We start from the raw sequence: 25,233 nt of genomic DNA, 5'->3' as shown, positions 1-25,233 counted from the left end.
CGATCGCGACGGGCGGTGGTGGGGATTCTTTTGGGGGCCCATAGCGTATGGCACTGGGGTTGAAGGCAAAACGGACGTTCGCTGCCGTCGGATTGATGGTCGCGCAGGCGTTCATGGCAGGCGCACTCGTGACCGTTCCGGTGACGACGGCGCAGGCTCAGTCGGCGTCGCAGATCGTCGTCGAGGGTAACCGGCGTGTCGAAGCCGATACCATCAGGTCTTATTTCAAGGTCGGCCCGGGCGAGCGGCTGGATGCCGGCAAGATCGACCAGGCTCTGAAGGCTCTCTACGCCACCGGTCTGTTCCAGGATGTGCGGATCACACCCTCGGGTGGCCGGATCGTCGTCACGGTCGTCGAAAATTCGGTGATCAACCGGGTGGCCTTCGAGGGCAACCGCAAGGTCAAGGACGAGCAGCTCACACCCGAGATCCAGTCAAAGCCGCGCGGCACCTTCTCGCGCGCCCTGGTTCAGTCGGACACCCAGCGCATCGTCGAGATCTACCAGCGCAGCGGCCGCTACGACGTCAGCGTCGAGCCCAAGGTCATCGAGCTGTCCAACGGCCGCGTCGATCTCGTGTTCGAGGTCAACGAGGGCGCCAAGACGGGTGTCGCCAAGGTCATCTTCGTCGGCAACACCTCGTTCTCCGACTGGCGCCTCAAGGACGTCGTCAAGACGGGCGAGACCAACCTCCTGAGCTGGCTGAAGAGCAACGACATTTTCGATCCGGACCGGGTCGAGGTCGATCGCGACCTGATCCGCCGGTTCTATCTGCGCAACGGCTTCGCCGACGTGCGGGTGGTGTCGGCCGTCTCCGAGTACGATCCTTCCCGCAAGGGCTTTGTCATCACCTTCACGATCGACGAGGGTGACCGCTACAAGTTCGGTGTGGTCGACCTGCAGACGTCGGTCCGCGGGCTCGACGTCGACCGGCTGCGGGCGCGCATGCGCACCAGGTCGGGCGCCGTCTACAACGCCGACGCGGTCGAGAAGACCGTCGAGGATCTCACCATCGAGGTCTCCAAGCTCGGCTACCCGTTCGCCTCGATCAAGCCGCGCGGCGACCGCGACTACAACGCCCGCCTCGTCAACGTCGTCTTCGTGATGGAGGAGGGCCAGCGCGCCTATATCGAGCGGATCAACATCCGCGGCAACACCCGCACCCGCGACTACGTGATCCGGCGCGAGTTCGACATCGTCGAGGGCGACGCCTACAACCGGGCGCTCATCGACCGGGCCGAGCGGCGCATCAAGAACCTCAACTACTTCAAGACGGTCCGCGTCACCAACGAGCCGGGCTCGGCGCCCGACCGGGTGATCGTCAACGTCGACGTGGAGGAGCAGGCGACCGGCGAGTTCTCGGTCTCGGGCGGCTACTCGACCGCCGACGGCCTGATCGGCGAGGTCAGCGTCGGCGAGCGCAACCTGCTCGGCCGCGGCCACGTCGCCCGCGCCTCACTGCAGTACGGCACCCGCGCCCGCGGCTTCGAGCTGTCCTTCGTCGAGCCCTATCTGCTCGGCGAGCGGCTGGCGCTGGGCCTCGACGTGTTCGGCAAGCAGACGACGTCGAGCACCTATTACTCGTACACGTCGAGCACCATCGGCGGAAACATCAAGCTCGGCATCCCGATCACCGACAACATCGTGATGCAGCCGCGCTATTCGGGCTATCGGCAGGAAATCTCGCTGCCGTCGGCTTATCAGAACTGTAACAATATCAATCCGAACAGCGCCGCCGGGACCTACCCGACCCCGCTGTTCCAGGGCCTGGTCGATCCGGCCACCAACCAACCCTTCGCCTACAACTGCTACGCCGACGGCGAGGCGTCGCTGGCGGTGAAGCGGGAGCTCGCCAACGGTCCGGTGTTCGTCTCGCTGGTCGGCCTGAGCACCAGCTACAACACGCTGGACAACAACAAGGCCCCGACCAGCGGCCTGCTGATCACGCTGAACGAAGACTTCGCCGGCGTCGGCGGCGACGTGAAGTTCTCGAAGACCACCCTCGACGCCCGCCTGTACAACGAGGTGGTGCCGGACGTGGTCGGCGTGCTCCGCATCCAGGGCGGCTACGCCACCGGCTGGGGCGGCGCCGATCTGCGCATGCTCGACCACTTCCAGGGCGGTCCCAACATCGTCCGCGGCTTCGCACCGGCCGGATGGGGTCCGCGCGACCTGACGCCCGGCACCAACAACGACGCGCTCGGCGGGTCGATGTTCTGGGCGGCGAGCATCGAGTTTCAGACCCCGCTGTTCTTCGCTCCGAAGGACTTCGGCATGAAGCTCGCGGCCTTCGCCGATGCCGGCCAGCTCCTGGACTATGTCGGGCCGACATCCTGGGCCGAAAAGGGCCTGATCATGACGTGCCCGGGCCAGACCATCAACACGGCCAATCCGATGGCGAACGCGGCCTGCTACGGCAACGACAGCACCCTGCGGTCGTCGGTCGGCGTCGGTCTGATCTGGAACTCGCCGTTCGGTCCGCTGCGCTTCGACCTCGCTTATCCGATCACCTCGGAATCCTACGACAAGAAGCAGCTCTTCCGGTTCGGCGGCGGCACCAAGTTCTAAATCTTCGCCTCCTCCCGATGGTGCCGGCGATCTGCCGGCACCGCCGCTTCCCCCGGGGGCCTCGCCCCCGGGTTTTTGTTTCGGCCAGCCGAAAAACCGGGTGCGGCGTCGATTGCGGCGTTGTCAGGCCCCGGCGAAACTGGCAACCCTCTGCGGATGCGTCATCGTCCGGCTGACGGCCGGCCATTCCTTCCGTTCGATCCTTCGGCCCGGCATCGTCTCGCCGGGGCAGCATCGCCGCCATGACCGAGCCGTTCTTCTTCGAGCCTGCGACCGCGCTCACCCTCGCCGAGATCGCCGCCCTGACGGGCGCCGAGCCGGCACCGGACGCCCCGCTCGACCGCGTGATCCGCGACATCGCCACCCTCGACCAGGCCGGCCCCGCCGATCTCGCCTTCCTCGAGAACCCGACCTATGTCGGCCAGCTCGCCCACACGCGCGCCGGTGCATGCCTGATCGCGCCGCGCTTCGCCGCCGATGCGCCCGAAGGCTTGCCGCTGTTGCGCACCCGCGATCCCTATCGGGCCTTCGTGGCGGTCGCCCGTGCGCTGTTCCCGGCGGCGCTGCGCCCGACCTCGCTGTTCGGCAGCCAGGGGATTTCGCCCGGCGCCTCGGTGCATCCGGCCGCCCGGCTGGAAAGCGGCGCGACCGTCGATCCGGGCGCCGTGGTCGGCCCCGGCGCCGAGATCGGCTCCGGCACCGTGATCGGGCCGACCGCCGTGATCGGCCCCGGCGTGCGGATCGGCCGCGACTGCGTCATCGGGGCGGGCGCGACCCTGACCCATACGCTGGTCGGCGACCGGGTGGTCGTCCATCCGGGCTGCCGGATCGGCCAGGACGGGTTCGGCTATGTGATGGGGCCGGGCGGGCACCAGAAGGTGCCGCAGCTCCGCCGGGTGATCATCCAGAACGACGTCGAGATCGGCGCCGGCACGACCATCGACCGCGGCGGCACCCGCGACACCGTGATCGGCGAGGGCACCAAGATCGACAACCTCGTGCAGATCGGCCACAACGTGCTGATCGGCCGGCATTGCGTGATCGTCGCGCAGACCGGCATTTCGGGCAGCGCGATCCTCGATGACTATGTCGTGCTCGGCGCCCGCGCGGGCGTCAACAACCACGTCGTGATAGGGCAGGGCGCGCAGGTGGCCGCGCTCAGCGGCGTCAACAGCGATATTCCGGCCGGCGAGCGCTGGGGCGGCATACCCGCCAAGCCCGCCAAGGCGTGGATGCGGGAGTTGCGCGCCATCAATCGCCTTGCTCAGTCGCGAGGCTCCGGCGATAAGACCGAGACGTCGAACGACGACAGGCAGTGAGGACGCCGCGATGAACGAGGCTGTCGGGAAGTTGGAGACGGCCGACATCGCGGCCATCATGAAGGCCCTGCCGCACCGCTATCCGTTCCTGCTGGTCGATCGCGTGATCAACATCCGCGGGGCGGAGTTCGGGATCGGCATCAAGAACGTGACGGCCAACGAGCCGCAGTTTCTCGGGCACTTTCCGGACGTGCCGGTGTTTCCCGGCGTGCTGATGATCGAGGGCATGGCGCAGACGGCGGGCGTGCTCTGCGTGCTCTCCGGCGAGGTCGGCAAGCCGCCCTACACGGTCTATTTCACCACCATCGACAAGGCCAAGTTCCGCAAGCCGGTCGTGCCCGGCGACACCATCGAGTATCACATGACCAAGACGTCCCGCCGCCGCAACATGTGGTGGTTCCACGGCGAGGCGCGGGTCGCCGGCCAGATCGTCGCCGAGGCCGACGTCAGCGCCGTGATGGCGGGGTCGTGAGCGCGATGGCGACCATCGATCCGACCGCCCGGGTGGCGGACGGCGCGCGGCTCGGCGCCGGCGTCGAGATCGGTCCGTTCTGCACCGTCGGCCCGCATGTCGAGATCGGCGCCGGCACCAGGCTGATCTCGCATGTGGCGATCACCGGCCACACGGTGCTGGGCGAGCGCAACGTGATCTATCCGTTCGCCTCGCTCGGCACGCCGCCGCAGTCGACCCACTATCGCGGCGGCCCCACGCGCCTCGTCGTCGGCTCCGACAACGACATCCGCGAAAACGTCACCATGAACACCGGGACCGAGGACGATCACGGCCTCACCCTGGTCGGCAGCCACTGCTTCTTCATGGTGGGCTCGCATGTCGGCCACGACTGCACGGTCGGCGACCACGTGACCTTCGCCAACAATGCGGTTCTGGGCGGTCATGTGCAGGTCGGCAGCAACGTGGTGTTCGGCGGCCAGGCCGCCGTGCGGCAGTTCGTGCGCATCGGCGACGGCGCCATGATCGTCGGCCTCTCCGGCGTGCGCGCCGACGTGATTCCGTTCGGCCTGGTGCACGGGCAGAGCGCCGAGCTGATCGGCCTCAACGTCGTCGGCATGAAGCGCCGCGGCCTGACCAAGGCCGACATCCATCGGGTTCACCGCGGCTTCGAGGCGCTGTTCTTCGGCGCCGGAACGTTCCGGGAGCGGCTCGACACGGTCGCGGCCGACCTCGGCGACGACCCGCTGATCGGCCAGATCGTCGCCTTCATCCGCAGCGGCTCGCGCGCCCTGACCATGGGAGTGAAGCGCGCCGCGCTGCGCGCCGCGTCATGACGGCCGGGCCGGCGGCTGCCGGCAAGCCGGCGGCGGCGGACGCGGGGCCGCTCGCCATCATCTGCGGCGGCGGCATGCTGCCAGGCACCATCGCGGCGAAGGTCGAGGCGCAGGGGCGCTCCGTGGTGCTGTTCGCCATCCGCGGCTGGGCCGACCCCGCCGTCGTCGCCCCCTTCCGCCATCACTGGCTCTCGCTCGCCCGCTACGGCGCGTTCCTCCGGCTGATGAAGCAGGAGGGATGCCGCGACCTGGTGTTCATCGGGACGCTGCTGCGGCCGTCGCTCCGGCAACTCCGGCCCGACTGGGGCGCCGTGCGGAGGCTGCCGCGCGTCGTGCGGGCGTTCCGGGGCGGCGACGACCATCTGCTGACCAGCTTCGGACGCATGCTCGAGGACGACGGCTGCCGGCTCCTGGGCGCCCACCAGGTGGCGCCCGACATCCTGGCCGGCGAGGGACTTCTGGGCGGCCGGTCGCCGAACGCGCGTGACGAGGCCGACATCGCGCTGGGGCTCGCTCTGCTCGCGGCCCAGAGCCCGTTCGACGTCGGCCAGGCCGTGGTGGTGGCGAACCGTTACGTGCTCGCCGTCGAGGCCGCCGAGGGCACCGACCGCATGCTGGCCCGGATCGCCGAGCTGCGCGACGCCGGCCGCATAAAGCTGCCGCGCGGCGTCGGCGTGCTGGTCAAGGCGCCGAAAGTCGGCCAGGACCGCCGCTTCGACATGCCGACCGTCGGGCCTAACACGATCGACGGGGTCGCCCGCGCCGGGCTCGCCGGGCTCGCGGTCGCGGCCGGCGGCGTCATCGTCGCCGAGCCGCAGGAGGTCGCCCGCCGGGCCGCGGCGGCCGGCGTGTTCGCGGTCGGCCTCGCGGCCCCGACGGGGCAAGCCCCGGAGGCGCCATGAGCGGCCCGACCATCGCCGTGGTGGCGACCGAGGCGTCGGGCGACCGGCTCGGCGGCGCCCTGATGCAGGCGCTGCGCGATCGCGTGCCGGACGCGCAGTTCGTCGGGTTGGGCGGTCCCGACATGGCCGGGCAGGGGCTCAAAAGCCTGTTTCCGATCGACGAGCTCGCCATCGTCGGCATCGTCGCCATCTTGGCGCGACTCCCGGGCCTGTTGCGGCACATTCACGAGACGGCCGACATGATCGTCGCGGCCCGGCCGGACGTGCTGGTGATCATCGACAGCCCGGAGTTCACCCACCGGGTGGCGCGGCGGGTGCGAAAAGCACTGCCGGACCTGCCGGTGGTCGACTACGTGTCGCCGTCCGTGTGGGCGTGGCGGCCCGGCCGGGCCCGCGCCATGCGGGCCTATGTCGACCATGTGCTGGCGCTGCTGCCGTTCGAGCCCGCCGCGCACGACAAGCTCGGCGGGCCGGCCTGCACCTATGTGGGCCACCCGCTCGCTGCGGAGGCCGCACGGCTGCGCCCGGGCCCAGCGGACGCGCCGCGCCGCGCCGCCGAGCCGCCGCTGGTGCTGGTGCTGCCGGGCAGCCGCCGCGGCGAGCTGGCCCGGCTCGGCGGCGTGTTCGGGGCGACGCTGAAAGAGCTGGTCGATCGCTGCGGCCCGGTCGAGGCCGTGCTGCCGACGCCGCCTCATCTCGCCGCGCGGGTGCGCGAGGCCACGGTCGGCTGGGCCGTGCAGCCCCGCATCGTCGTCGACCAGGAGGAGAAGTGGGCGGCCTTCCGCTGCGCCCGCGCGGCGCTCGCCGCCTCCGGCACCGTGTCGCTCGAGCTCGCCGTCGCCGGCGTGCCGACCGTGGTCGCCTACAAGGTGCCGGCGGTCGAGGAGGCGATCGCGCGGCTCCTGATCCGGGTGCCGACCATCGTGTTGGCCAACCTGGTGCTCGGCCAGAACGTCATGCCCGAGCTGATCCAGCGCGACGTGACGCCGCAAAACCTCGCCGCATTGCTGGCGCCGCTCCTCGCCGACACCCCCGAGCGCCGCCGCCAGACCAAAGCCTTCGCCGCGCTGGATGCCGTGATGGAGATCGGCACGGCGCAGCCGAGCGTGCGGGCCGCCGACGTGGTGCTGGAGGCGCTGTCGCGCCGGGCGTCTCTGGAAAATTAGGCCGTCGCCTGCGGCACCATTGCCATCCGCCGATCAGGGCCCGCTCTCGGCGCGACGCGGGTTCGCATCGAGCCGCTTCATGCTGCTCTGGTAGCTGTATCGATCGGCAGGATGAATGCTGAGGGACACTTCGGCCATCATGCCGGGGCTCAGAATGTATTGTCGTCTGATCGCCAGCGCGTGGCTTTGCGGCTTTGCACGCAAGATCGTCGCGAGATCGTCCGGAATGCCGACCGCCGTGATGGACTGACGGATCTCGCTGATCGAACGGCCCGAGATCGATTCGAGAAGCGTGCCGAAAATGGCGTCATGGCCCTCCATTCGCGCCTGCACCGCGGCGCTGAAGGCGGCGTGAATATAGACGTCGGTCCAGCAGATCGGCGTCTGCGAGGCGTCGCCGGGGATCAGCCGCACGAAGGAGATTCGAAGCCAGCGCTGCCCGGGACGGCAGCCGAGGCGCGCCGCGAGCTCGTCGTCGGCGACGACCTCGGTGACATCCTGGATGCACCGTTCGGTCTCGACCCCGAATTGTTGCACGGCCTCGACCGAACCCAGAGTGTGGGAAAAGGTGCCGGCCCGGGTCGCCTCCGGCAAGGCTTCGACCCGCGTTCCCGCACTCTTTCGCCGGCTGACCAGACCCGAGTTCTGCAGCTCCTGCATCGCCGCGCGAACCGTCGAGCGGCTGACCGCGAACTGCTTCGCGAGGTCGTTCTCGTTGGGAAGGTACGAACCGACGGGGTGGCGGCCGTCCGCGATCGCCGCCGTGATCGCCCGGGCCACATAGGCGTAACGCGTTTCCAAGGCGTGTTCCTCCTGCGCAGATCGGCGCGGTCGGCTCAAGACACCAGCCGGCCTCGAAACGTCAAGATGGGCCTTGACGTCGACGCTTTGTCCGTACATAGTAATGTACGGACAAAGCAATAGTACGGACTTTACCGACCGGCAGTCCAGCGCGGCGATGTCAGCGCGGACCGACCTCGAATCTTTCCCGACCCGCCCATCCGACCCGGCGACGAGCCGTTTCCGATCAGCGACCGTGATGCGAGCCAGACCATGCACGTGCGTCCCGCCTCGACGACCGTCCTCGACTCGATCCTGTTTCGAGACGCGTTCGGCACCCCCGCCATGCGGGACGTCTTCTCCGATTTCGCTCGCGTGTCCCGGTATGTCGAGGTCGAGGTCGCCTTGGCCAAGGCGGAGGCGCGGTGCGGCGTGATTCCGCCGGAGGCCGCCGCCGACATCGAGCGGCTCGCGAAGGCCGACGAACTCGATTTCGATCTCCTGGGGAAGGAGACGGATCTTGTCGGCTACCCGATCCTGCCGCTCGTCCATCAGCTCGCGACGCAATGCGGCGAGGCCGGCCGCTATCTTCACTGGGGCGCGACGACCCAGGACATCATGGATACGGCCGTCGTCCTGCAGGTGCGCGAGGCGCTGGCGATCGTCGAGCAGGACGTCGAGGCGCTGCGGGAGATTCTTGCCGGCCTCGCACGGCGCCATCGCGGAACGCCGATGGCGGGACGCACGCATCTGCAGCAGGCGCTGCCGATCACGTTCGGATACAAGGCCGCGATCTGGCTGGCGATGTTCGACCGGCACGCCGAGCGGATCGCGCAGCTCGAGCCACGGGTTCTGGTCGGTTCTTTCGGGGGCGCCGCCGGCACCCTGGCGTCGCTCGGCGACAAGGGCCTGGCCGTGCAGGAGGCGCTGTGCGCCGAGCTCGGTCTCGGCGTTCCCGTCTCGACCTGGCATGTCGCACGCGACGGCTTCGCCGAAACCGTCAACCTGCTGGCCCTGATCACCGGCTCGCTCGGCAAGATCGCGCTGGACGTCATGATCATGGCGTCGACCGAGTTCGGCGAGCTCTACGAGCCCTTCACCCAGGGGCGCGGTGCTTCGTCCACGATGCCCCAGAAGCGCAACCCGATCTCCTCCGAGCTGATGCTCGCTGCGGCGAAGAGCGTGCGCCAGCACGCCGGGCTGATGCTCGACGCGATGATCCAGGATTTCGAGCGCGCCACCGGCCCGTGGCACGCGGAATGGATCGCAATTCCGGAGGCGTTCCTGCTGACGGCGGGAGCCCTGCACCAGGCCGAGTTCGCGTTGGGAGGCCTCGTCGTCGACGAGGACAGGATGGCGCGGAACCTCCGCCTGTCCGACGGGCTGATTGTCGCCGAAGCCGTGATGATGCAGCTCGCCCCCGCGCTCGGGCGGCAGCGGGCGCACGATGTCGTCTACGCCGCCTGCCGCGTCGTCGCCGAAGGGAACGGCACGCTGTCCGACGTTCTCGCGCGGGATCCCGACGTCGCCCGCAGCCTCGACCGCGCGGCGATCGACAGGCTGACGGACCCGGCGAACTACCTCGGTCTCGCCGAGCAGATGGTCGATCAGGTCCTCGCGAGCCGATCTCGCGGTTCAGAAAAGCAGAACACGTCGCGCTGACGCCAGGAGGAAGCCATGAAAGTCATCCGAGCCCTTGTCGTCGCCCTTGTCGCGGTGCCGGCAATGGCCCCGGCAGCAGCCGGGCAGACCTTTCCGAACCGTCCGATCACCATGGTCATGCCTTACTCCGCCGGCGGGCCGGGCGACACGATCACCCGCCTCGTCGCGCAGGGCATGACGCAGACGCTCAAGCAGCAGATCGTGGTCGACAACACGTCGGGTGCGGGCGGCTCGATCGGCAGCGGCAAGGTCGCGAACGCGCCGCCCGACGGATACACCCTGCTCATGATTCATGTGAGCCACGCCACCAACCCGGCACTTTATCCCAAGCTGCCCTACGACCCGATCAAGGACTTCGAGCCGATCGGTCTGGTCGTCGACCTGCCGGCGGCCTTCGTGGCGCGAAAGGATCTGCCGCCCGAGAGCTTCGGGCAGTTCCTCGACTATGTGAAAGCCAATCGGGGGAACGTCAATTTCGCCCACGCCGGGATCGGATCGTCGGCACATCTGTGCGGGCTCTTGTTCGCGAGTGCGATCGGGGTCGACATCACCAGCGTGCCCTACCGCGGCGCGGGGCCGGCCCTCAACGACATGATGGGCGGCAGGGTCGACGCGATGTGCGACCAGATCGTCAATGTCGTCCGGCATGTCGAGGCCGGCGGGATCAAGGGATATGCGGTCACGGGAAGCGAAAGGGCGGAGGCTCTGCCGAACCTTCCGACCGTCTCGGCGTCGGGACTGCCGGGCTTCACCTATCAGGTCTGGTACGGCCTGTTCGCGCCGAAGGGCACGCCGAAGCCGGTGATCGACACGCTGGTCGCCGCTCTCAACGATGCCCTGAAGGATCCGACCATCAAGGCGCGCCTGGCCGAGCTGGGGGCCGACACGGTGTCGGCCGCGCGCGCCAGGCCGGAAGCGCTGGCTACGCATCTGAAGGCCGAAATCGACAAGTGGGGTCCGATCATCAAGGCAGCCGGGGTCACCGGAGCGCAATGACATCTCCTGCTTCAAAGCCCGGATACCGTCTCGAAAGCGACGCTTTCGGAACCGTCGAGATTCCTGCCGATCGCTATTGGGGCGGGCAGACCCAGCGGGCGCTCGAGGTGTTCGCCATCGGCGACGAGCGCCTCCCGTCCTGCCTGATCCACGCAACCGGCCTGCAGAAGCTCGCTGCCGTTCGCGCCAACCTTCGGCTGGGCCAGATCGCGCCCGAGCTGGCGGACCCCATCGCGCAGGCCGCAGCGGAGATGCGGGAGGGGCGCTTCGACGCGCACTTTCCGCTCCCGGTCTGGCAGACCGGCTCGGGCACGCAGACCAACATGAACGCGAACGAGGTGATCGCGAACCGCGCCAACGAGCTGCTCGGTCACGGCCTCGGGACGCGGTCGCCGGTCCATCCGAACGATCACGTCAACCGGTCGCAATCCTCGAACGACAGCTTTCCGACCGTCATGCAGATCGCCACGGCGATCGAGCTGCGCGATCGTCTGCTGCCGGCGCTGGAGACATTGCGCGATACGCTCGCCGGCAAGGCGGCGGCGTTCGCCGATGTCGTCAAGATCGGCCGGACGCATCTGATGGATGCCGTGCCGATGACGGTCGGCCAGGCGTTCGATGCCTTTGCGCGCCAGATCGAAGCCGGGACGGCGCGGTTCCTCGGCACGAGGCCGCGCCTGCTTTCGCTTCCGCAAGGCGGCACGGCCATCGGCACCGGCCTCAATGCGCCTCCCGGATTCGATGCGATGTTCTGCGACGAAGCGGCCCGGCTGGCCGATCTCCCGTTTCGGCCGGCACCGAGCAAGTTCGAAGGCATGGGGGCGCACGACGTCCTCGTCGAGGTGTCCGGGCATCTCAATGTGCTCGCGGTTTCGCTCCTGAAGATCGCGAACGATCTGCGCTGGCTCGGTTCCGGCCCGCGTTGCGGGCTCGGCGAGCTGGTGATTCTCGACGACGGCCTGTCGTCGTCGATCATGCCGGGAAAGCGCAATCCGACCATCGCGGAAGCGGTGGCGCAGACCGCGTTCCAGGTGATCGGCAGCCACGCGGTCGTGACGGCGGCCGGTGCGTCGGGCGCGTTCGAGCTCAATGTCGCAAAGCCCGTCCTCATCTACAACCTGCTTCAGGCCATCCGGTTGATGTCCGACGCGACGAGAGTCCTCGCGACGCGATTCATCGCAGGGATCGAAGTCGACCACGCCCGCCTCGCAGCGAATGTCCAGAGCGCGCTTCTGCTCGCGACCGCGTTGAACCCCGTCCTCGGCTATGATCGGGTCGCGGAAATCACCCGCATCGCGATGCGCGAGGGAGTGACGCCGCGGCAGGCTGCCGTGTCGTACGGCTTCATCAGCGAAGCCGACTACGATGTGCTCGTGGATGCCGCGGCGATGGCGAGCCCGGCGCTTGCTCCCGGCACCACGCGATGAGGTGTGCTGGCCGAACCGCTGCCGTGTGACGGATCATCTGAACGTTGCGGAGCAGGAAAACCGTTGTCGGTCTGCGTCGGCGCGCGGGGACCGCCTGCCCGGAGACGTGCCCGGGCGGCGAACCGGGTCCCACTTCGCCGGGGCATACTCTAAACGCAGAACGGGGCGCCGTGGGCGCCCCGTTCGTCGTGCCAAAAACCGTGTCGCGCGGAAAAATCAGGTCCGGCGGTCGATATTGATGTACTCGCGCCGGGGCGCGCCGGTGTAGAGCTGGCGGGGACGGCCGATCTTCTGGCTCGGATCCTCGATCATCTCCTTCCACTGGGCGATCCAGCCGACCGTGCGGGCGAGCGCGAACAGCACCGTGAACATGCTGGTCGGGAAGCCCATCGCCTTGAGCGTGATGCCCGAATAGAAGTCGATGTTGGGATAGAGCTTCTTCTCGATGAAGTACTCGTCGTGCAGCGCCACGCGCTCGAGCTCCATCGCCACCTCGAGCAGGTCGTCGTTGACGCCCGTCTCGGCCAGGACCTTGTGGCAGGTCGTCTGCATGATTTTCGCGCGCGGATCGTAGTTCTTGTAGACGCGGTGGCCGAAGCCCATCAGGCGGAACGAGTCGTTCGGGTCTTTCGCGCGACGCACGAATTCCGGGATGCGCTCGGGCTTGCCTATCTCGGCCAGCATCTTGAGCGCCGCCTCGTTGGCGCCGCCATGCGCCGGGCCCCACAGGCAGGCGATGCCGGCGGCGATGCAGGCGAAAGGATTGGCGCCCGACGAGCCGGCGAGCCGCACCGTCGAGGTCGAGGCGTTCTGCTCGTGATCGGCGTGCAGGATGAAGATGCGGTCCATGGCGCGGGCCATGACCGGGTTCACCTTGTACTCCTCGCACGGCACCGAGAAGCACATGCGCAGGAAGTTGGCCGAGTAGTCGAGCTCGTTCTTGGGGAACACGAAGGGCTGGCCGATCGTGTACTTGTACGCCATCGCCGCCATGGTCGGCATCTTGGCGATCATCCGGATGGAGGCGACCATCCGCTGGTGCGGGTCGGAGATGTCGATGGAGTCGTGATAGAACGCCGACAGCGCGCCGACGCAGCCGACCATCACGGCCATCGGATGGGCGTCGCGGCGGAAGCCCTGATAGAACCGCACCATCTGCTCGTGCACCATGGTGTGGCGGGTGACCCGGTAGTCGAAATCCCGCTTCTCCGCCTCGGTCGGCAGCTCGCCGTAGAGCAGGAGATAGCAGGTCTCGAGAAAGTCGCCGTGCTCGGCGAGCTGCTCGATCGGGAAGCCGCGGTAGAGCAGGACGCCTTCGTCACCGTCGATATAGGTGATCTTCGACTCGCAGCTCGCGGTCGAGGTGAAGCCGGGATCGTAGGTGAAGATACCGGCCTTGCCGTAAAGCTTGCTGATGTCCAGGACATCTGGGCCGATGGTCCCTTCGTGGAGCGGGAACGAGTGGTGCTCGTTGCCGATCGTGAGGGTCCCGGTCTTGGTGTTGGCGCCCGATTTAGCGTCCATAGGCTCCTCGGATGTCAGGGGTCGGCGAGCGATGCCGCTCGCTTTGGCCGCGCGGTTGACGGGGTAACTCGGCGCTCGACCGCGACTTGCGTACCGCATCTCATGCAGTGCGGCAAGGTGACGCGAAATGCGGCAAATTCGACGGCCGGGCGCGGCTCAGAGTCCGGATATGGGGGCGGCGGTGACGCCCTGCGAGAGGCCGGCGGCCGGGCCGCGATCGGCCTGATCGGTCAGCCGGGCCAGGCACTCGGCCTGGCCGAGGGCGGCCAGCACGTCGAAGATGCCGGGCGAGGTGGTGCGGCCCGTCAGCGCCGCCCGCAGCGGCTGCGCCGCGGCGCCGAGCTTGATGCCGCGCGCCTCGGCGAAGCGGCGCACCGCCTCCTCGGTGGTTTCCGCGGTCCACGGCGCGACCGGTCCGAGCGCCTCGACCAGCCCGGCGAGGATTTTTCGCGCGTCGGGGGTGAGCAGGCCGCGTGCCTTGTCGTCGAGCGGGATCGGTCGGTCCGCATAGACGAAACGGGCCTGCTCGATCAGGTCGACCAGCGTCTTGGCGCGCTCCTTCAGGCCGGGCAGGGCGGCGAGCAGCTTTTGGCGCAGCTCCGGCGTCAGCTTGGCGGCCAGCTCGGCGCCCTGCGCCACATGCGGCAGCACCTTCTCGATCTCGGCGAGCAAAGCGGGCGCGTCGAGCGAGCGGATGTAATGGCCGTTGAGGCTCTCCAGCTTGGCGAAGTCGAAGCGCGCCGGCGAGCGGCCGATCTGCGGCAGGTCGAACGCCGCGACCATCTCCTCGGTGGAGAAAATCTCCTGGTCGCCGTGGCTCCAGCCGAGCCGGACCAGGTAGTTGCGCATCGCCGCCGGCAGGTAGCCCATCGCCCGGTAGGCGTCGACGCCGAGCGCCCCGTGGCGTTTCGACATCTTCGAGCCGTCCGGCCCATGGATCAGCGGGATATGGGCGAAGGTCGGCACGCTCCAGCCGAGCGCGTCGTAGATCTGTTTCTGGCGGGCCGCATTGGTCAGGTGGTCGTCGCCCCGGATCACATGGGTGACGCCCATGTCGTGGTCGTCGACCACCACGGCCAGCATGTAGGTCGGGTTGCCGTCCGAGCGCAGCAGCACGAGGTCGTCGAGGTTCTCGTTCTGCCACACCACCCGGCCCTGGACCTGGTCGTCGATCGCGGTCTCGCCGGTCAGCGGCGATTTCAGGCGGATCACCGGCTTGACGCCGGCCGGAGCCGTCGCCGGGTCGCGGTCGCGCCATAGGCCGTCGTAGAGCCGGGTACGGCCCTCGGCCTTGGCCTTTTCACGCATGGCGTCCAGTTCCGCCTGGGACGCATAGCAGCGATAGGCGCCGCCGGTGGCCAGCAGGGTCTCCACCACCTCCCGGTGCCGGGCGGCGCGGGAGAACTGGTAGACGGTGTCGCCGTCCCAATCGAGGCCGATCCAGGAGAGCCCGTCCAGGATCGCGGCAATGGCCGCGTCGGTCGAGCGTTCGCGGTCGGTGTCCTCGATCCGCAGCAGCATCTTGCCGCCGCGGGCCCGGGCATAGAGCCAGTTGAACAGCGCCGTGCGGGCCCCGCCGATATGGAGGAAGCCGGTCGGCGAGGGGGCGAATCGGGTGACGACGGTCTCGGGCACGACGGTCTCGGTCATGGCAAGCTGGCTGGCCGCGCAGGGCGGGGGATGGGCGCGCCCGTTTAGCACAGGTGCGGCGGAGAGCAATCCGCGCACCGTCGCGGGGGGATGTCGCGGGGCGCCGCCAGGGCCGCGACCAGGAACGGACTTGGCGCATCACCACGAATTTGGCACATAGTCCCGCGCGTAGTCGCGCGCGCGGACTTCCGCGCGGCGCCGACGGAACGGGACCAGCGAGCATGACGGCAGTCGAACCGATCGCAGCCGAAGCGGGACGCGACTTCATCCGCGACATCATCCAGGCCGATCTCGACAGCGGTCGCCGTACCGAGGTGATCACCCGTTTTCCGCCGGAGCCGAACGGCTACCTGCATATCGGCCACGCCAAGTCGATCTGCCTGAATTTCGGCGTCGCGGCCGAGTTCGGCGGGCGCTGCCACCTGCGCTTCGACGACACCAACCCGACCAAGGAAGAGCAGGAATACATCGACTCGATCGAGCGCGACGTGCGCTGGCTCGGCTTCGACTGGGGGCCGCATCTCTATTACGCGTCGGGCTATTTCGAGCAGCTCTACGCCTGGGCCGAGCATTTGATCCGGGCCGGCAAGGCCTATGTCGACGACCAGTCGCAGGACCAGATCCGCGAGACCCGCGGCACCCTCACCGAGCCCGGGACCAACAGCCCGTTCCGCGAGCGCTCGGTGGAGGAAAATCTCGATCTCTTCCATCGCATGCGAAAGGGCGAGTTCCCCAACGGCGCCCGGGTGCTGCGGGCCAAGATCGACATGGCGTCGGGCAACATCAATCTGCGCGACCCGGTGCTCTACCGCATCCTGCATGCGCATCATCCGCGCACCGGCGATGCCTGGTGCATCTATCCGAGCTACGACTTCACCCATGGCCAGTCGGACGCGATCGAGCACATCACCCATTCGATCTGCACGCTCGAGTTCGAGGACCACCGGCCGCTCTACGACTGGTTCCTGGACAACCTGCCGGTGCCCTCGAAGCCGCACCAGTACGAGTTCGCCCGGCTGAACATCACCTACACGGTGCTGTCGAAGCGGGTGCTGACCACGCTGGTGCGCGACAAGTATGTCTCGGGCTGGGACGATCCGCGCATGCCGACCATCGCGGGGCTGCGCCGGCGCGGCGTGCCGGCCGAGGCACTGCGCGACTTCGCCAAGCGCATCGGCGTCGCCAAGGCCAACAGCGTCGTCGACATGGCGATGTTCGACTTCTCGGTGCGCGAGGTCCTGAACCGCAAGGCCGAGCGCCGGATGGCGGTGCTGCGGCCGCTGAAGATCGTCATCGAGAACTATCCCGAGGGGCAGACCGAGACGCTCGATGCCGTCAATCATCCCGACGACCCCGGGGCCGGCACCCGCAGCCTCACCTTCTCGCGCGAGCTGTTCGTCGAGCGCGACGACTTTCAGGAGACGCCGGTCAAAGGCTTCTTCCGCCTGTCGCCGGGCCGCGAGGTGCGGCTGCGCTGGGCCTACTTCATCACCTGCAAGGAGGTGGTGAAGGATGCTTCGGGCGAGGTGGTGGAGCTGCGCTGCACCTACGATCCCTCGACCAAGGGCGGCAACGCGCCCGACGGCCGCAAGGTCAAGGCGACCATCCACTGGGTGTCGGCCGCCGACTCGGTGCCGGCCGAGATCCGCGTCTACAACCAGCTCTTCAAGACCCCGGCGCCGACCCCGGCCACCTTCGCCGAGGACATCAACCCGCAGTCGCTCGAGATCCTGACCGGCGCCCGGTTGGAGCCGTCGCTGGCAAAAATCCCGGTCGAGACCGCCGTGCAGTTCGAGCGCCAGGGCTATTTCTGCCCCGACCCGGACTCCAAGCCCGGCGCCCTGGTGTTCAACCGCACCATCGGGCTGCGCGACACCTGGGCCAAGGTCGCGGCCGGCGGGTGAGGGCGGGGAGCACTGCGCGCGGCCACAGGCTCCGAGCCGTCATGCGCGGGCGAAGACCCGCGCATCCATCTGTGCGCAAGACGGTTCTTGCGACGGAGATGGGTCGCCGGGTCGAGCCCGGCGACGACCTTGGAGTGTGGAGCGGATCAGGAACAGTACCCCGTTTCCGTTGTGTTCATCGTGAAGCTCCCGCAAAACTAGAATAGCCTTCGGGCTCCGACACAGGCGGAGCCTCGCATGAGCGAGCCGGACCGAGCGCGCGGGCGCGTCGGCGCGTCGCGGGCCGGCACTTGGCCGGTCGCCGGCGAGCCGACGATGGGCGTGGCCGGCCGGCGCCGCACCGTCCCGCTGCCGTCTCGCCTCGATGACCTCGCTCACGCTGTCGGGACGCAACTTGCCGCCTGGGGGCAGGCCGAGCTGGCGCCCGGCCGGCTGTTTCCGTGGCTGCCGATCGGCTTTGCGACCGGGGTCGTGCTCTACTTCGCCGCCGAGACGGAGCCGGCCCTTTGGGCGGCGGGGCTCGCCTTCGCGGCGGCGTTTGTGGCCGCCGTTGCGGCCCGACGGCAAGGCGTGTCGGTCTTCGTCGCCATCGGCATTGCGGCCGTGGCGGCCGGCTTCCTGGCGGCGACCCTGCGCAGCCGCGCCGTCGAGGCGCCGATGCTGCGCCAGCCGGCCTTCGGGGCGAAGCTCGGCGGCTTCGTCGAGACCCGGGAGGAGCGCGAGAAGAGCGACCGCATCGTGCTGCGCGTCCAGTCCTTCGAGCTTTCGCGCAGCGGCGCGGCCGAGGCGCCGGCGCGCGTGCGGGTGTCGGTGCGCAAGGGCACGGCGCCGCCCGTGGGCGCCTATGTGAGCCTGTCGGCGCGGCTGTCGCCGCCGCTGCCGCCGCTGCGCCCGGGCGGCTATGATTTTGCCCGCGACCTCTATTTCCGCGGCATCGGCGCCTCGGGCTTCGCGCTCGGCGCGGTGCGGCCGCAGGCTCCGCCGGTCGCCCCCGGTCTCCGCCTGCAGGCCGCCGCCGCGGTCGACGACATCCGCGAGGCGATCGACAAGCGCATCCGTGTGGCGCTGCCGGGCGACGCCGGCGCCATCGCCTCGGCGCTGATCACGGGCAAGCGCGACGCCGTCACCCAGCCCGTCAACGATGCCATGTATGTGTCGAGCCTCGCTCATGTTCTGTCGATCTCGGGCTATCATATGGCGGTCGTCGCCGGGGTGGTGTTCGTGGTCCTGCGCGGCGGCCTCGCGCTGGTGCCCGGCCTGGCGCTGCGCCGTCCCGTGAAGAAATGGGCCGCCGGCGTGGCCCTTCTCGCCGCCGCCTTCTACCTGGTGCTGTCCGGCGCCGAGGTGGCGACCCAGCGCGCCTTCGCCATGACGGCGATCGTGCTGATCGGCGTCCTGCTGGACCGCCGCGCGCTGACGCTGCGCACGCTCGCCGTGGCGGCGCTCGCCGTCATGGTCCTCACCCCCGAGGCCGTGGTGCATCCGAGCTTTCAGATGTCGTTCGCCGCGACGCTTGCCCTGGTCGCCGTCTACGAGCGCGGGCTGCCGTGGATCGCCGCCGGCCCCAAAAGCGCGCTGGCCGCCCGCCTGGCGCTGTGGGGTATTCGCGAGATCATTGCGCTGCTGGTCGCCTCGCTGGTCGCCGGCACGGCGACGACGATCTTCGCCGCCTACCACTTCCACCGGCTGGCGCCATACGGGGTGCTGGCCAACCTCGCCGCCATGCCGGTCGTCTCGGCCTTCGTGATGCCGGCCGGCCTGATGGCGCTGGTGCTGCTGCCGTTCGGCTACGACGGGCCGCTGTGGCGGGCGATGGGTGTGGGCATCGACTGGATGACGGCGGTCGCCCAATGGGTGGCGGCGCTGCCCGGTGCGGTCGGCCGCATCCCGGCCTTCGGGGCCGGGCCGCTGCTGATCGCGACCGCCGGGCTCGTCCTGCTGGCGCTGCTGCGCACGCCGTTGCGCTGCCTGGGGGCAGGGCTGCTGGGGCTCGCCGCCATCCTCGCGGTGGCGACGCCGCAGCCCGACGTACTGGTCGCGCCGGCGGCCGAAGCGGTCGCGGTGCGCGGTCCCGACGGCCGGCTCACGGTGCTGCGCACCGGTACGCTCGGCCTCGCGGCGCGCGACTGGCTGGCCGCCGACGGCGATGCCCGGCTGCCGGAGGCGCCGGAGGTTTCGCGCGGCTTCGTCTGCGATCCGGCCGGCTGCGTCGCGAGGCTCGCCGACGGCAGCGCCGTCGCGGTCGCGCGAACCGCCGAGGCCTTCGCCGACGACTGCGCCCGCGCCGCCCTGATCGTGGCGCTGCGCGAGCCGACGCCCGGCTGTCGGGCGCTGGTGATCGACCGCACGATGCTGAGGAGCACGGCCGCCCTGGCGCTGCGGCGGGTCGGCGATTCTTTCGAGATCACGCCGGCACGCCCACCCGGCGCCGACCGGCCCTGGGCGCCGGCCGCGTCCGTCGCTCCCGCTTCGGCCGGTGCGGGGGCGGTGCAGCGAGGCAGTGGCGCGCCCGCACCGCCCGATGCGACCCCGGCGGCCGAGGACGTCGATCCGGATTGAGGAGGGCAGGGGTCTCGGGAGATGCCACTGCCGGCCCGCTGTCGCAGCAACTCTATCCTCATGGTGAGGAGCGCTCCGAAGGAGCGCGTCTCGAACCATGAGGCCACGACGGTGGCCGCCCCCGCCCTTCGAGACGCGCCTTCGGCGCTCCTCAGGACGAGGGCGGAGATGGCCCGAGGCGGAGGGCGAAGAGAGTCGTGCGGAGGGCGCGGTCGCTCAATACCGCCGCATCAGGCCGACCAGCTTGCCCTGGATGCGGACCCGGTTGGGGGGCAGGATCCGAACCTCGTAGGAGGCATTGGCGGGCTCGAGCGCGATCGACGCGCCGCGGCGGCGGAAGCGCTTTAGGGTCGCCTCCTCGTCGTCCACCAGGGCGACGACGATGTCGCCCGTCTCGGCGTTCTCGGAGCGCCGGATCAGGGCGATGTCGCCGTCGAGAATGCCGGCCTCGATCATCGAGTCGCCGCGCACCTCGAGGGCGAAATGGTCGCCGGCGCTCAGCATCTCGGGCGGCACGTTGATGATGGAGCTCTTGGTCTGGATCGCCTCGATAGGGGTGCCGGCGGCGATCCGGCCCATGACCGGCACGGCAATCGGCCGGGCCGTGTCCTCGTCCTGCACGGGCGGGCGGACGCGGCCGAGATTGCCCTCGATGACGCTCGGCGTGAAGCCGCGGGCGCGCTGGGCCGCCATCACGCCGTGACCGACCGATTCGGGCAGCTTGATCACCTCGATGGCGCGGGCCCGGTTGGGCAGCCGCCGGATGAAGCCGCGCTCCTCCAGCGCCGTGATCAGCCGGTGGATGCCGGACTTCGACCGCAGGTCGAGGGCGTCCTTCATCTCGTCGAAAGACGGCGGAACGCCGCTCTCCTTTACGCGCTCGTGAATGAAACGCAACAGCTCGAACTGCTTCCGCGTCAACATGCGTTGTCCCCCGAGGTCTGCTCAGGCAGTTCACCGGACGTGCCCAAACAAATCATGAACATACCCTATATGTTCGATATGTGTTCCGCAACCTTTTAATGTCAGGTGAAGAAATCGACGGACCGGTCTGAGAAACAATTAGGCCTAAGAACGGGTTGGGCCGAACGTCACGACTGGAGCCCCGCGACGGGCCGTCACCGTCGTCCCGGGCGGACGCGGACCGGCAGGGGTTTCGGGTCGAGTCAGGCGGGCAGTCGAATCACCCGGCAGGGGCTGCCGGCCGGCGCGGCGGGCGCATGCGGGTCGCGCACCAGGAGCCCGTCGGCGAGCCCGAGCGGCGCCAGCAGCGAGGAGTCCTGGTCGCTCACCGGAGTGGCGACCAGCCGTCCGTCCTGGTCGATCGCGAGGGTCGCGCGCAAAAAATCGGCGCGCTCGTCGTTGGCCTTCAGGTCACCGCCGGCGATCGCCGGCTCGGCCGGGAACGACACGTCCTCGCGGCCCTGCAGGCGGCGCAGCAGCGGCACCAGGAACAGCACGGCGGTGACGAAGGACGACACCGGATTGCCGGGCAGGCCGAGCACATGGATGTCGCCGAGGCGGCCGCTCATCAGCGGGCGGCCGGGCCGCATGGCGATCTTCCAGAAGGCGAGCGCCATGCCTTCGGCGGCGAGCGCCGTCTGCACCAGGTCGTAGTCGCCGACCGAGGCGCCGCCGGTGGTGACCAGCACGTCGACGCCCTCGGCGCGCGCCCGCCGGATCGCCGCCACGGTCTCGTCCAGGCGGTCGGGGACGATGCCGAGGTCGATCGTCTCGGCGCCTTCGCTGCGAGCCAGCGCGGCGATCGCAAAACCGTTGGAATAAACGATCTGGCCGGGTCCCGGCTCGGTGCCGGGCGGCACCAGCTCGTCGCCGGTGGCGAGCAGGCCCATTCGCGGGCGTCGATGCACCGGCACGGCGGGGTGGTTCATCGCGGCGGCGAGCGCGAGGTCTCGCATGGTGAGTCTGCGGCCGCGACGCAGCAGCACGTCGCCGGCGGAGAAGTCGCGGCCGCGCCGGCGGACATGGCGGCCGGCGCCGCCCGGCGCCGAGAAAACCACCTCGTCGCCGTCGCGGGTCGCGACCTCCTGGACCACCACGGTATCGGCTCCCGCGGGCAGGACGCCGCCGGTGAAGATGCGGACGGACTCGCCGGGCCCGACCGTGCCGGCGAAGGGCCGGCCGGCCGGCACCTCGCCGATCACGGTCAAGCGGGCGTTTGCGGCCGTCACGTCCGCGGCCTGCACGGCGTAGCCGTCCATGGCGGAGACGTCGTCGGGCGGCTGGGTGCGCCGCGCCGCGAGGTTTTCGGCGAGGACGCAGCCATGGGCCTGCGCCAACGGCACGGTCTCGGCCGGCAGCGGTGCGACGCCGTCGAGCACGCGGAAAAGGGCGTCGGCGACGGAGAGCGGCGCCGCCATCACGCGTCTCCGGCGTCGGCGCGCCAGGGGCCGGACTTGCCGCCAAGCTTCTCGATCAGGCGCACGCCTTCGATCCGCATGCCGCGCTCCACCGCCTTGACCATGTCGTAGACGGTGAGACAGGCGACCGACACGGCGGTCAGCGCCTCCATCTCGACGCCGGTCTGCCCGGCCACCTCGACGGTCGCCTGGACCCTTATGCCGGGCAGGTCGGGATCGGGCGTCAGCTCGACCTCGGCCTTGGTGATGGCGAGCGGGTGGCAGAGCGGGATCAGCTCGTGGGTGCGCTTGGCCGCCATGATGCCGGCGACCCGCGCGACGCCGAGCACGTCGCCCTTCTTGGCGTCGCCGCGCATCACCAGGTCGAGGGTGGCGGGCGCCATCACGACGCGGCCCTCGGCGACGGCGACGCGCTTGGTGACGGTCTTGTCGCCGACGTCGACCATGCGGGCCTCGCCGCCGGCGCCGATATGGGTGAGCTGCGGCTCGTCGATCATGGCTTACTCGCCCGCCGGCGTCGTGAAGCCGCCGCCGTCGCGGGCCAGCAGGGCGCGGGTCGCGGCCGTCACGTCGTCCTGGCGCATCAGGCTCTCGCCGATCAGATAGGTCGAGATGCCGACGCGGGCGAGCCGGGCGAGGTCGGCCGGCGTGAAGATGCCGCTCTCGCCGACCAGCACGCGGTCGCGCGGCACCAGCGGGGCGAGCCGCTCGCTCACCTCGATGTGTGTCTCGAACGTCTTCAGGTCGCGGTTGTTGATGCCGATCAGCCGCGAGCCGAGGCGCAGCGCCCGCTCCAGCTCCGCCTCGTCGTGCACCTCGACCAGCACGTCCATGCCGTAGCCGGCGGCGGCCTCCTCGAGCGCGCGGGCGGTCTGGTCGTCGACGCCGGCCATGATGATCAGAATGCAGTCGGCGCCGAGCGCCCGTGCCTCGGCGACCTGGTAGGGATCGTAGAGGAAGTCCTTGCGCAGCACCGGCAGGGCGGCGGCCGCGCGCGCCGCGACCAGATGGTCGCCGCGGCCCTGGAAGCTGGGGCCGTCGGTCAGGACCGAGAGGCAGGTGGCGCCGCCCGCCTCGTAGGCGCGGGCCAGCACCGGCGGATCGAAGTCGGGCCGGATCAGCCCGCGCGACGGGCTCGCCCGCTTGATCTCGGCGATCAGGGCCGGCTGGCCGCGCGACAGGCGCCGCTCGATGGCGCGCAGAAAACCGCGCGGCGGCGGCGCCGACTTGGCGACCTCCGCGATGGCGGCGAACGGGTGCACCCGCTTGGCGGCGGCGATCTCGATGCGCTTGTAGGCTTCGATCTTTTGCAGGATGTCGGCCATCGGGCTCACGCGTTGGAGACGGCGATCAGGCGGCCGAGGCTGCCCTCTGCGGCGCCGGAATCGATCGACTGGGCGGCGAGCGCGACGCCCGAGGCGAGATCGGCCGCCTTGCCGGCGACCACCAGGGCGGCGGCGGCGTTGAAGATGGCGACGTCGCGATACGGGCCCTTGCGGCCTTCCAGCACGGCCTCGAGGGCGACCGCATTGGCGGCCGCGTCGCCGCCGCGCAGCGCCTCCGGCGCGGCGCGGGCGAGGCCGACATCCTCGGGCGCGATCTCGAAGGTTTTCACCGTGCCGTTCTCCAGCGAGGCGACCGATGTCGGGCCCGAGATCGTGATCTCGTCGAGCCCGTCCGAGCCGTGCACCACGATGGCGCGCTCGGAGCCGAGGTTCTTGAGCACATGGGCGAGCGGCTCGACCCATTGGCGCGAGAACACGCCGACCATCTGGCGCTTGACGCCGGCCGGGTTCGACAGCGGCCCGAGCAGGTTGAAGATCGTGCGAGTACCGAGCTCCACCCGGGTCGGCCCGACATGCTTCATCGCCGGATGGTGCACGGGGGCGAACATGAAGCCGATATTGGCCTCGCGGATGCAGTCGGCGATGCGCTCGGGGCCGAGCTCGATGCGCACGCCGAGCGCCGTCAGCACGTCGGCGGCGCCGGACCTCGACGACAGCGCGCGGTTGCCGTGCTTGGCCACGGGCACGCCGGCGCCCGCCACCACGAAGGCGGCGCAGGTCGAGATGTTGTAGGAGCCCGAGGCGTCGCCGCCGGTGCCGACGATGTCGACGGCCGTCGGCGGCGCCTCGACGCGCAGCATCTTGGAGCGCATCGCCGCCACGGCGCCGGTGATCTCGTCGATGGTCTCGCCGCGCACCCGCAGCGCCATCAACAGCGCGCCCATCTGGGACGGCGTCGCCTCGCCGGACATCATCCGGGCGAAGGCGTCGGCCGCTTGCTCCCGGGTGAGGGCCGCGCCCGTGGCGACCTGCGCGATCAGCGTCTTCAACTCGACCATGGGAAGCCTCACTGCCGCGCCGGCGCCGCGCGCCCGTCGGGGCGGCCCGCCGCCTCGTTCCAGGCGCGGGCGATGTCGAGGAAATTCTTCAGGATCAGATGGCCGTGCTCGGACGCGATGCTCTCGGGGTGGAACTGCACCCCGTGCACCGGCCGGGTCTTGTGCTGCATGGCCATGATCAGCCGGTCGGTCTCGGCCGTCACGGCGAGGTCGTCGGGCAGGCTCGCCCGGTCGACTACCAGCGAGTGGTAGCGGGTCGCCCGGAACGGCCCGTTGATGCCACGGAACAGGCCCTGGCCCTGATGGGTCATCTCGGCGACCTTGCCGTGCACCGGCACGGGCGCCCGCACCACGGTGCCGCCGAAGGCCTGGCCCATCGCCTGGTGGCCGAGGCAGACGCCGAGCATCGGGATCGTCGCCGAGGCCTTGTCGATCAGGTCGAGGCAGATGCCGGCCTCGTTGGGCGTGCAGGGGCCGGGCGACAGCACGATCGCCTCCGGCTCGGCGGCCAGCACGGCATCGGCCGTGATCTTGTCGTTGCGATGCACGACGACGTCCGCCCCCAGCCCGCCCAGGTAGTGGACGAGGTTGAACGTGAAGCTGTCGTAGTTGTCGATCAGGACGATCATGGCGCCGCCGCCGCTCCCCCCGGGGTCTTAGACCGCACGGCGGAAGGGGGTCAAGGCGCGCGGCCTGCGGAGGACTTGCTGTCGGGTCGCCCTCGCCCGGATCGGCCGAGAGAGGAATATTTTACCTCATTCAGGA

Annotated in this window: 20 protein-coding genes; 11 read left to right on the top strand and 9 right to left on the bottom strand. The window is 69.7% G+C overall.

Features of this window, described 5'->3' with window-relative positions; genetic code table 11:
• Positions 1 to 113: 113 nt before the first annotated feature.
• The 6 genes from bamA (at position 114) to lpxB (ending at position 7,241) form a co-directional block, all read left to right on the top strand.
• Entirely contained in the window at positions 114 to 2,567 is a 2,454-nt protein-coding gene (gene bamA / locus HXX10_RS08320) for an outer membrane protein assembly factor BamA (RefSeq protein WP_296521565.1), read from the top strand.
• Positions 2,568 to 2,809: 242 nt separating this feature from the next.
• Positions 2,810 to 3,886 (top strand): UDP-3-O-(3-hydroxymyristoyl)glucosamine N-acyltransferase, encoded by a 1,077-nt coding sequence (lpxD, locus tag HXX10_RS08315; protein ID WP_296521564.1) that lies wholly within the window; start codon positions 2,810 to 2,812, stop codon positions 3,884 to 3,886.
• Between the two features lie 10 nt (positions 3,887 to 3,896).
• Complete coding sequence (fabZ, locus tag HXX10_RS08310) at positions 3,897 to 4,358, top strand: 3-hydroxyacyl-ACP dehydratase FabZ (RefSeq protein ID WP_296521562.1); 462 nt, start codon at positions 3,897 to 3,899, stop codon at positions 4,356 to 4,358.
• A gap of 5 nt (positions 4,359 to 4,363) precedes the next feature.
• On the top strand, positions 4,364 to 5,173 hold the full coding sequence (gene lpxA, locus HXX10_RS08305; RefSeq protein ID WP_296521560.1) for an acyl-ACP--UDP-N-acetylglucosamine O-acyltransferase: 810 nt from the start codon (positions 4,364 to 4,366) through the stop codon (positions 5,171 to 5,173).
• On the top strand, positions 5,170 to 6,075 hold the full coding sequence (locus HXX10_RS08300; RefSeq protein WP_296521558.1) for an LpxI family protein: 906 nt from the start codon (positions 5,170 to 5,172) through the stop codon (positions 6,073 to 6,075). Before lpxA ends, HXX10_RS08300 begins: the two co-directional genes overlap by 4 nt.
• Positions 6,072 to 7,241 (top strand): lipid-A-disaccharide synthase, encoded by a 1,170-nt coding sequence (gene lpxB / locus HXX10_RS08295; protein WP_296521557.1) that lies wholly within the window; start codon positions 6,072 to 6,074, stop codon positions 7,239 to 7,241. The genes HXX10_RS08300 and lpxB overlap by 4 nt, the downstream gene beginning before the upstream one ends.
• A 33-nt stretch (positions 7,242 to 7,274) precedes the next feature.
• Here the strand turns inward: lpxB and HXX10_RS08290 are convergent, their stop codons facing one another.
• Positions 7,275 to 8,081, bottom strand: coding sequence for a GntR family transcriptional regulator (locus tag HXX10_RS08290; RefSeq protein WP_296521555.1), 807 nt, complete (start codon positions 8,079 to 8,081; stop codon positions 7,275 to 7,277).
• A gap of 213 nt (positions 8,082 to 8,294) precedes the next feature.
• On the opposite strand from HXX10_RS08290, the gene HXX10_RS08285 reads away from it, so the two are divergent.
• The 3 genes from HXX10_RS08285 to HXX10_RS08275 are packed head-to-tail and all read left to right on the top strand — an operon-like array spanning position 8,295 to position 12,106.
• The gene (locus tag HXX10_RS08285) at positions 8,295 to 9,683 is read left to right on the top strand and encodes an adenylosuccinate lyase family protein (RefSeq protein WP_296521553.1); all 1,389 of its coding nucleotides are present in this window, start codon (positions 8,295 to 8,297) and stop codon (positions 9,681 to 9,683) included.
• Between the two features lie 15 nt (positions 9,684 to 9,698).
• A complete protein-coding gene (locus HXX10_RS08280) occupies positions 9,699 to 10,679 on the top strand; it encodes a tripartite tricarboxylate transporter substrate-binding protein (RefSeq protein ID WP_296521550.1) in 981 nt (326 codons plus the stop codon).
• Positions 10,676 to 12,106, top strand: coding sequence for a lyase family protein (locus HXX10_RS08275; protein WP_296521743.1), 1,431 nt, complete (start codon positions 10,676 to 10,678; stop codon positions 12,104 to 12,106). The genes HXX10_RS08280 and HXX10_RS08275 overlap by 4 nt, the downstream gene beginning before the upstream one ends.
• A gap of 216 nt (positions 12,107 to 12,322) precedes the next feature.
• Here HXX10_RS08275 and gltA read toward each other — a convergent pair whose 3' ends face one another.
• Together gltA and gltX are read right to left on the bottom strand one after the other, a co-directional pair.
• Positions 12,323 to 13,630 carry a citrate synthase gene (gene gltA / locus HXX10_RS08270; protein ID WP_296521547.1) on the bottom strand — a complete coding sequence of 436 codons (1,308 nt, stop codon included), beginning with the start codon at positions 13,628 to 13,630 and terminating at the stop codon, positions 12,323 to 12,325.
• Positions 13,631 to 13,786: 156 nt separating this feature from the next.
• On the bottom strand, positions 13,787 to 15,265 hold the full coding sequence (gene gltX / locus HXX10_RS08265; RefSeq protein ID WP_296521742.1) for a glutamate--tRNA ligase: 1,479 nt from the start codon (positions 15,263 to 15,265) through the stop codon (positions 13,787 to 13,789).
• 236 nt (positions 15,266 to 15,501) lie between these two features.
• On the opposite strand from gltX, the gene HXX10_RS08260 reads away from it, so the two are divergent.
• Together HXX10_RS08260 and HXX10_RS08255 are read left to right on the top strand one after the other, a co-directional pair.
• Entirely contained in the window at positions 15,502 to 17,184 is a 1,683-nt protein-coding gene (locus tag HXX10_RS08260; RefSeq protein ID WP_296521545.1) for a glutamine--tRNA ligase/YqeY domain fusion protein, read from the top strand.
• A 237-nt stretch (positions 17,185 to 17,421) separates the two neighbouring features.
• Entirely contained in the window at positions 17,422 to 19,743 is a 2,322-nt protein-coding gene (locus tag HXX10_RS08255) for a ComEC/Rec2 family competence protein (protein ID WP_296521543.1), read from the top strand.
• Between the two features lie 216 nt (positions 19,744 to 19,959).
• On the opposite strand, the gene lexA is transcribed toward HXX10_RS08255, so the two are convergent.
• The 6 genes from lexA to HXX10_RS08225 form a co-directional block, all read right to left on the bottom strand.
• Complete coding sequence (lexA, locus tag HXX10_RS08250) at positions 19,960 to 20,667, bottom strand: transcriptional repressor LexA (RefSeq protein ID WP_296521542.1); 708 nt, start codon at positions 20,665 to 20,667, stop codon at positions 19,960 to 19,962.
• Positions 20,668 to 20,909: 242 nt separating this feature from the next.
• Entirely contained in the window at positions 20,910 to 22,124 is a 1,215-nt protein-coding gene (glp, locus tag HXX10_RS08245; protein WP_296521539.1) for a gephyrin-like molybdotransferase Glp, read from the bottom strand.
• Positions 22,124 to 22,621: a cyclic pyranopterin monophosphate synthase MoaC gene (moaC, locus tag HXX10_RS08240; protein WP_296521534.1), complete on the bottom strand. Its 498-nt coding sequence runs from the start codon at positions 22,619 to 22,621 to the stop codon at positions 22,124 to 22,126. The genes glp and moaC overlap by 1 nt, the downstream gene beginning before the upstream one ends.
• 3 nt (positions 22,622 to 22,624) lie before the next feature.
• Positions 22,625 to 23,449: an indole-3-glycerol phosphate synthase TrpC gene (trpC, locus tag HXX10_RS08235; protein WP_296521531.1), complete on the bottom strand. Its 825-nt coding sequence runs from the start codon at positions 23,447 to 23,449 to the stop codon at positions 22,625 to 22,627.
• Positions 23,450 to 23,454: 5 nt separating this feature from the next.
• Positions 23,455 to 24,468 (bottom strand): anthranilate phosphoribosyltransferase, encoded by a 1,014-nt coding sequence (trpD, locus tag HXX10_RS08230; protein ID WP_296521529.1) that lies wholly within the window; start codon positions 24,466 to 24,468, stop codon positions 23,455 to 23,457.
• Positions 24,469 to 24,476: 8 nt separating this feature from the next.
• Positions 24,477 to 25,097 (bottom strand): aminodeoxychorismate/anthranilate synthase component II, encoded by a 621-nt coding sequence (locus HXX10_RS08225; RefSeq protein ID WP_296521526.1) that lies wholly within the window; start codon positions 25,095 to 25,097, stop codon positions 24,477 to 24,479.
• Positions 25,098 to 25,233: the final 136 nt, after the last annotated feature.

Origin of the sequence: Rhodoplanes sp., assembly GCF_013377085.1 — a bacterium.
Taxonomy (GTDB): domain Bacteria; phylum Pseudomonadota; class Alphaproteobacteria; order Rhizobiales; family Xanthobacteraceae; genus Rhodoplanes.
Note: the sequence above shows the minus strand (reverse complement) of the source record. Positions and strands in the feature narration are given on the sequence as shown.

Bases quoted from the DNA above. Each gene is read 5' to 3' on its own strand.
- bamA (WP_296521565.1), top strand. From the start codon at position 114: ATGGCAGGCGCACTCGTGACCGTTCCGGTGACGACGGCGCAGGCTCAG.
- lpxD (WP_296521564.1), top strand. From the start codon at position 2,810: ATGACCGAGCCGTTCTTCTTCGAGCCTGCGACCGCGCTCACCCTCGCC.
- fabZ (WP_296521562.1), top strand. From the start codon at position 3,897: ATGAACGAGGCTGTCGGGAAGTTGGAGACGGCCGACATCGCGGCCATC.
- lpxA (WP_296521560.1), top strand. From the start codon at position 4,364: ATGGCGACCATCGATCCGACCGCCCGGGTGGCGGACGGCGCGCGGCTC.
- HXX10_RS08300 (WP_296521558.1), top strand. From the start codon at position 5,170: ATGACGGCCGGGCCGGCGGCTGCCGGCAAGCCGGCGGCGGCGGACGCG.
- lpxB (WP_296521557.1), top strand. From the start codon at position 6,072: ATGAGCGGCCCGACCATCGCCGTGGTGGCGACCGAGGCGTCGGGCGAC.
- HXX10_RS08285 (WP_296521553.1), top strand. From the start codon at position 8,295: ATGCACGTGCGTCCCGCCTCGACGACCGTCCTCGACTCGATCCTGTTT.
- HXX10_RS08280 (WP_296521550.1), top strand. From the start codon at position 9,699: ATGAAAGTCATCCGAGCCCTTGTCGTCGCCCTTGTCGCGGTGCCGGCA.
- HXX10_RS08275 (WP_296521743.1), top strand. From the start codon at position 10,676: ATGACATCTCCTGCTTCAAAGCCCGGATACCGTCTCGAAAGCGACGCT.
- gltA (WP_296521547.1), bottom strand. From the start codon at position 13,630: ATGGACGCTAAATCGGGCGCCAACACCAAGACCGGGACCCTCACGATC.
- HXX10_RS08260 (WP_296521545.1), top strand. From the start codon at position 15,502: ATGACGGCAGTCGAACCGATCGCAGCCGAAGCGGGACGCGACTTCATC.
- HXX10_RS08255 (WP_296521543.1), top strand. From the start codon at position 17,422: ATGAGCGAGCCGGACCGAGCGCGCGGGCGCGTCGGCGCGTCGCGGGCC.
- lexA (WP_296521542.1), bottom strand. From the start codon at position 20,667: ATGTTGACGCGGAAGCAGTTCGAGCTGTTGCGTTTCATTCACGAGCGC.
- glp (WP_296521539.1), bottom strand. From the start codon at position 22,124: ATGGCGGCGCCGCTCTCCGTCGCCGACGCCCTTTTCCGCGTGCTCGAC.
- moaC (WP_296521534.1), bottom strand. From the start codon at position 22,621: ATGATCGACGAGCCGCAGCTCACCCATATCGGCGCCGGCGGCGAGGCC.
- trpC (WP_296521531.1), bottom strand. From the start codon at position 23,449: ATGGCCGACATCCTGCAAAAGATCGAAGCCTACAAGCGCATCGAGATC.
- trpD (WP_296521529.1), bottom strand. From the start codon at position 24,468: ATGGTCGAGTTGAAGACGCTGATCGCGCAGGTCGCCACGGGCGCGGCC.
- HXX10_RS08225 (WP_296521526.1), bottom strand. From the start codon at position 25,097: ATGATCGTCCTGATCGACAACTACGACAGCTTCACGTTCAACCTCGTC.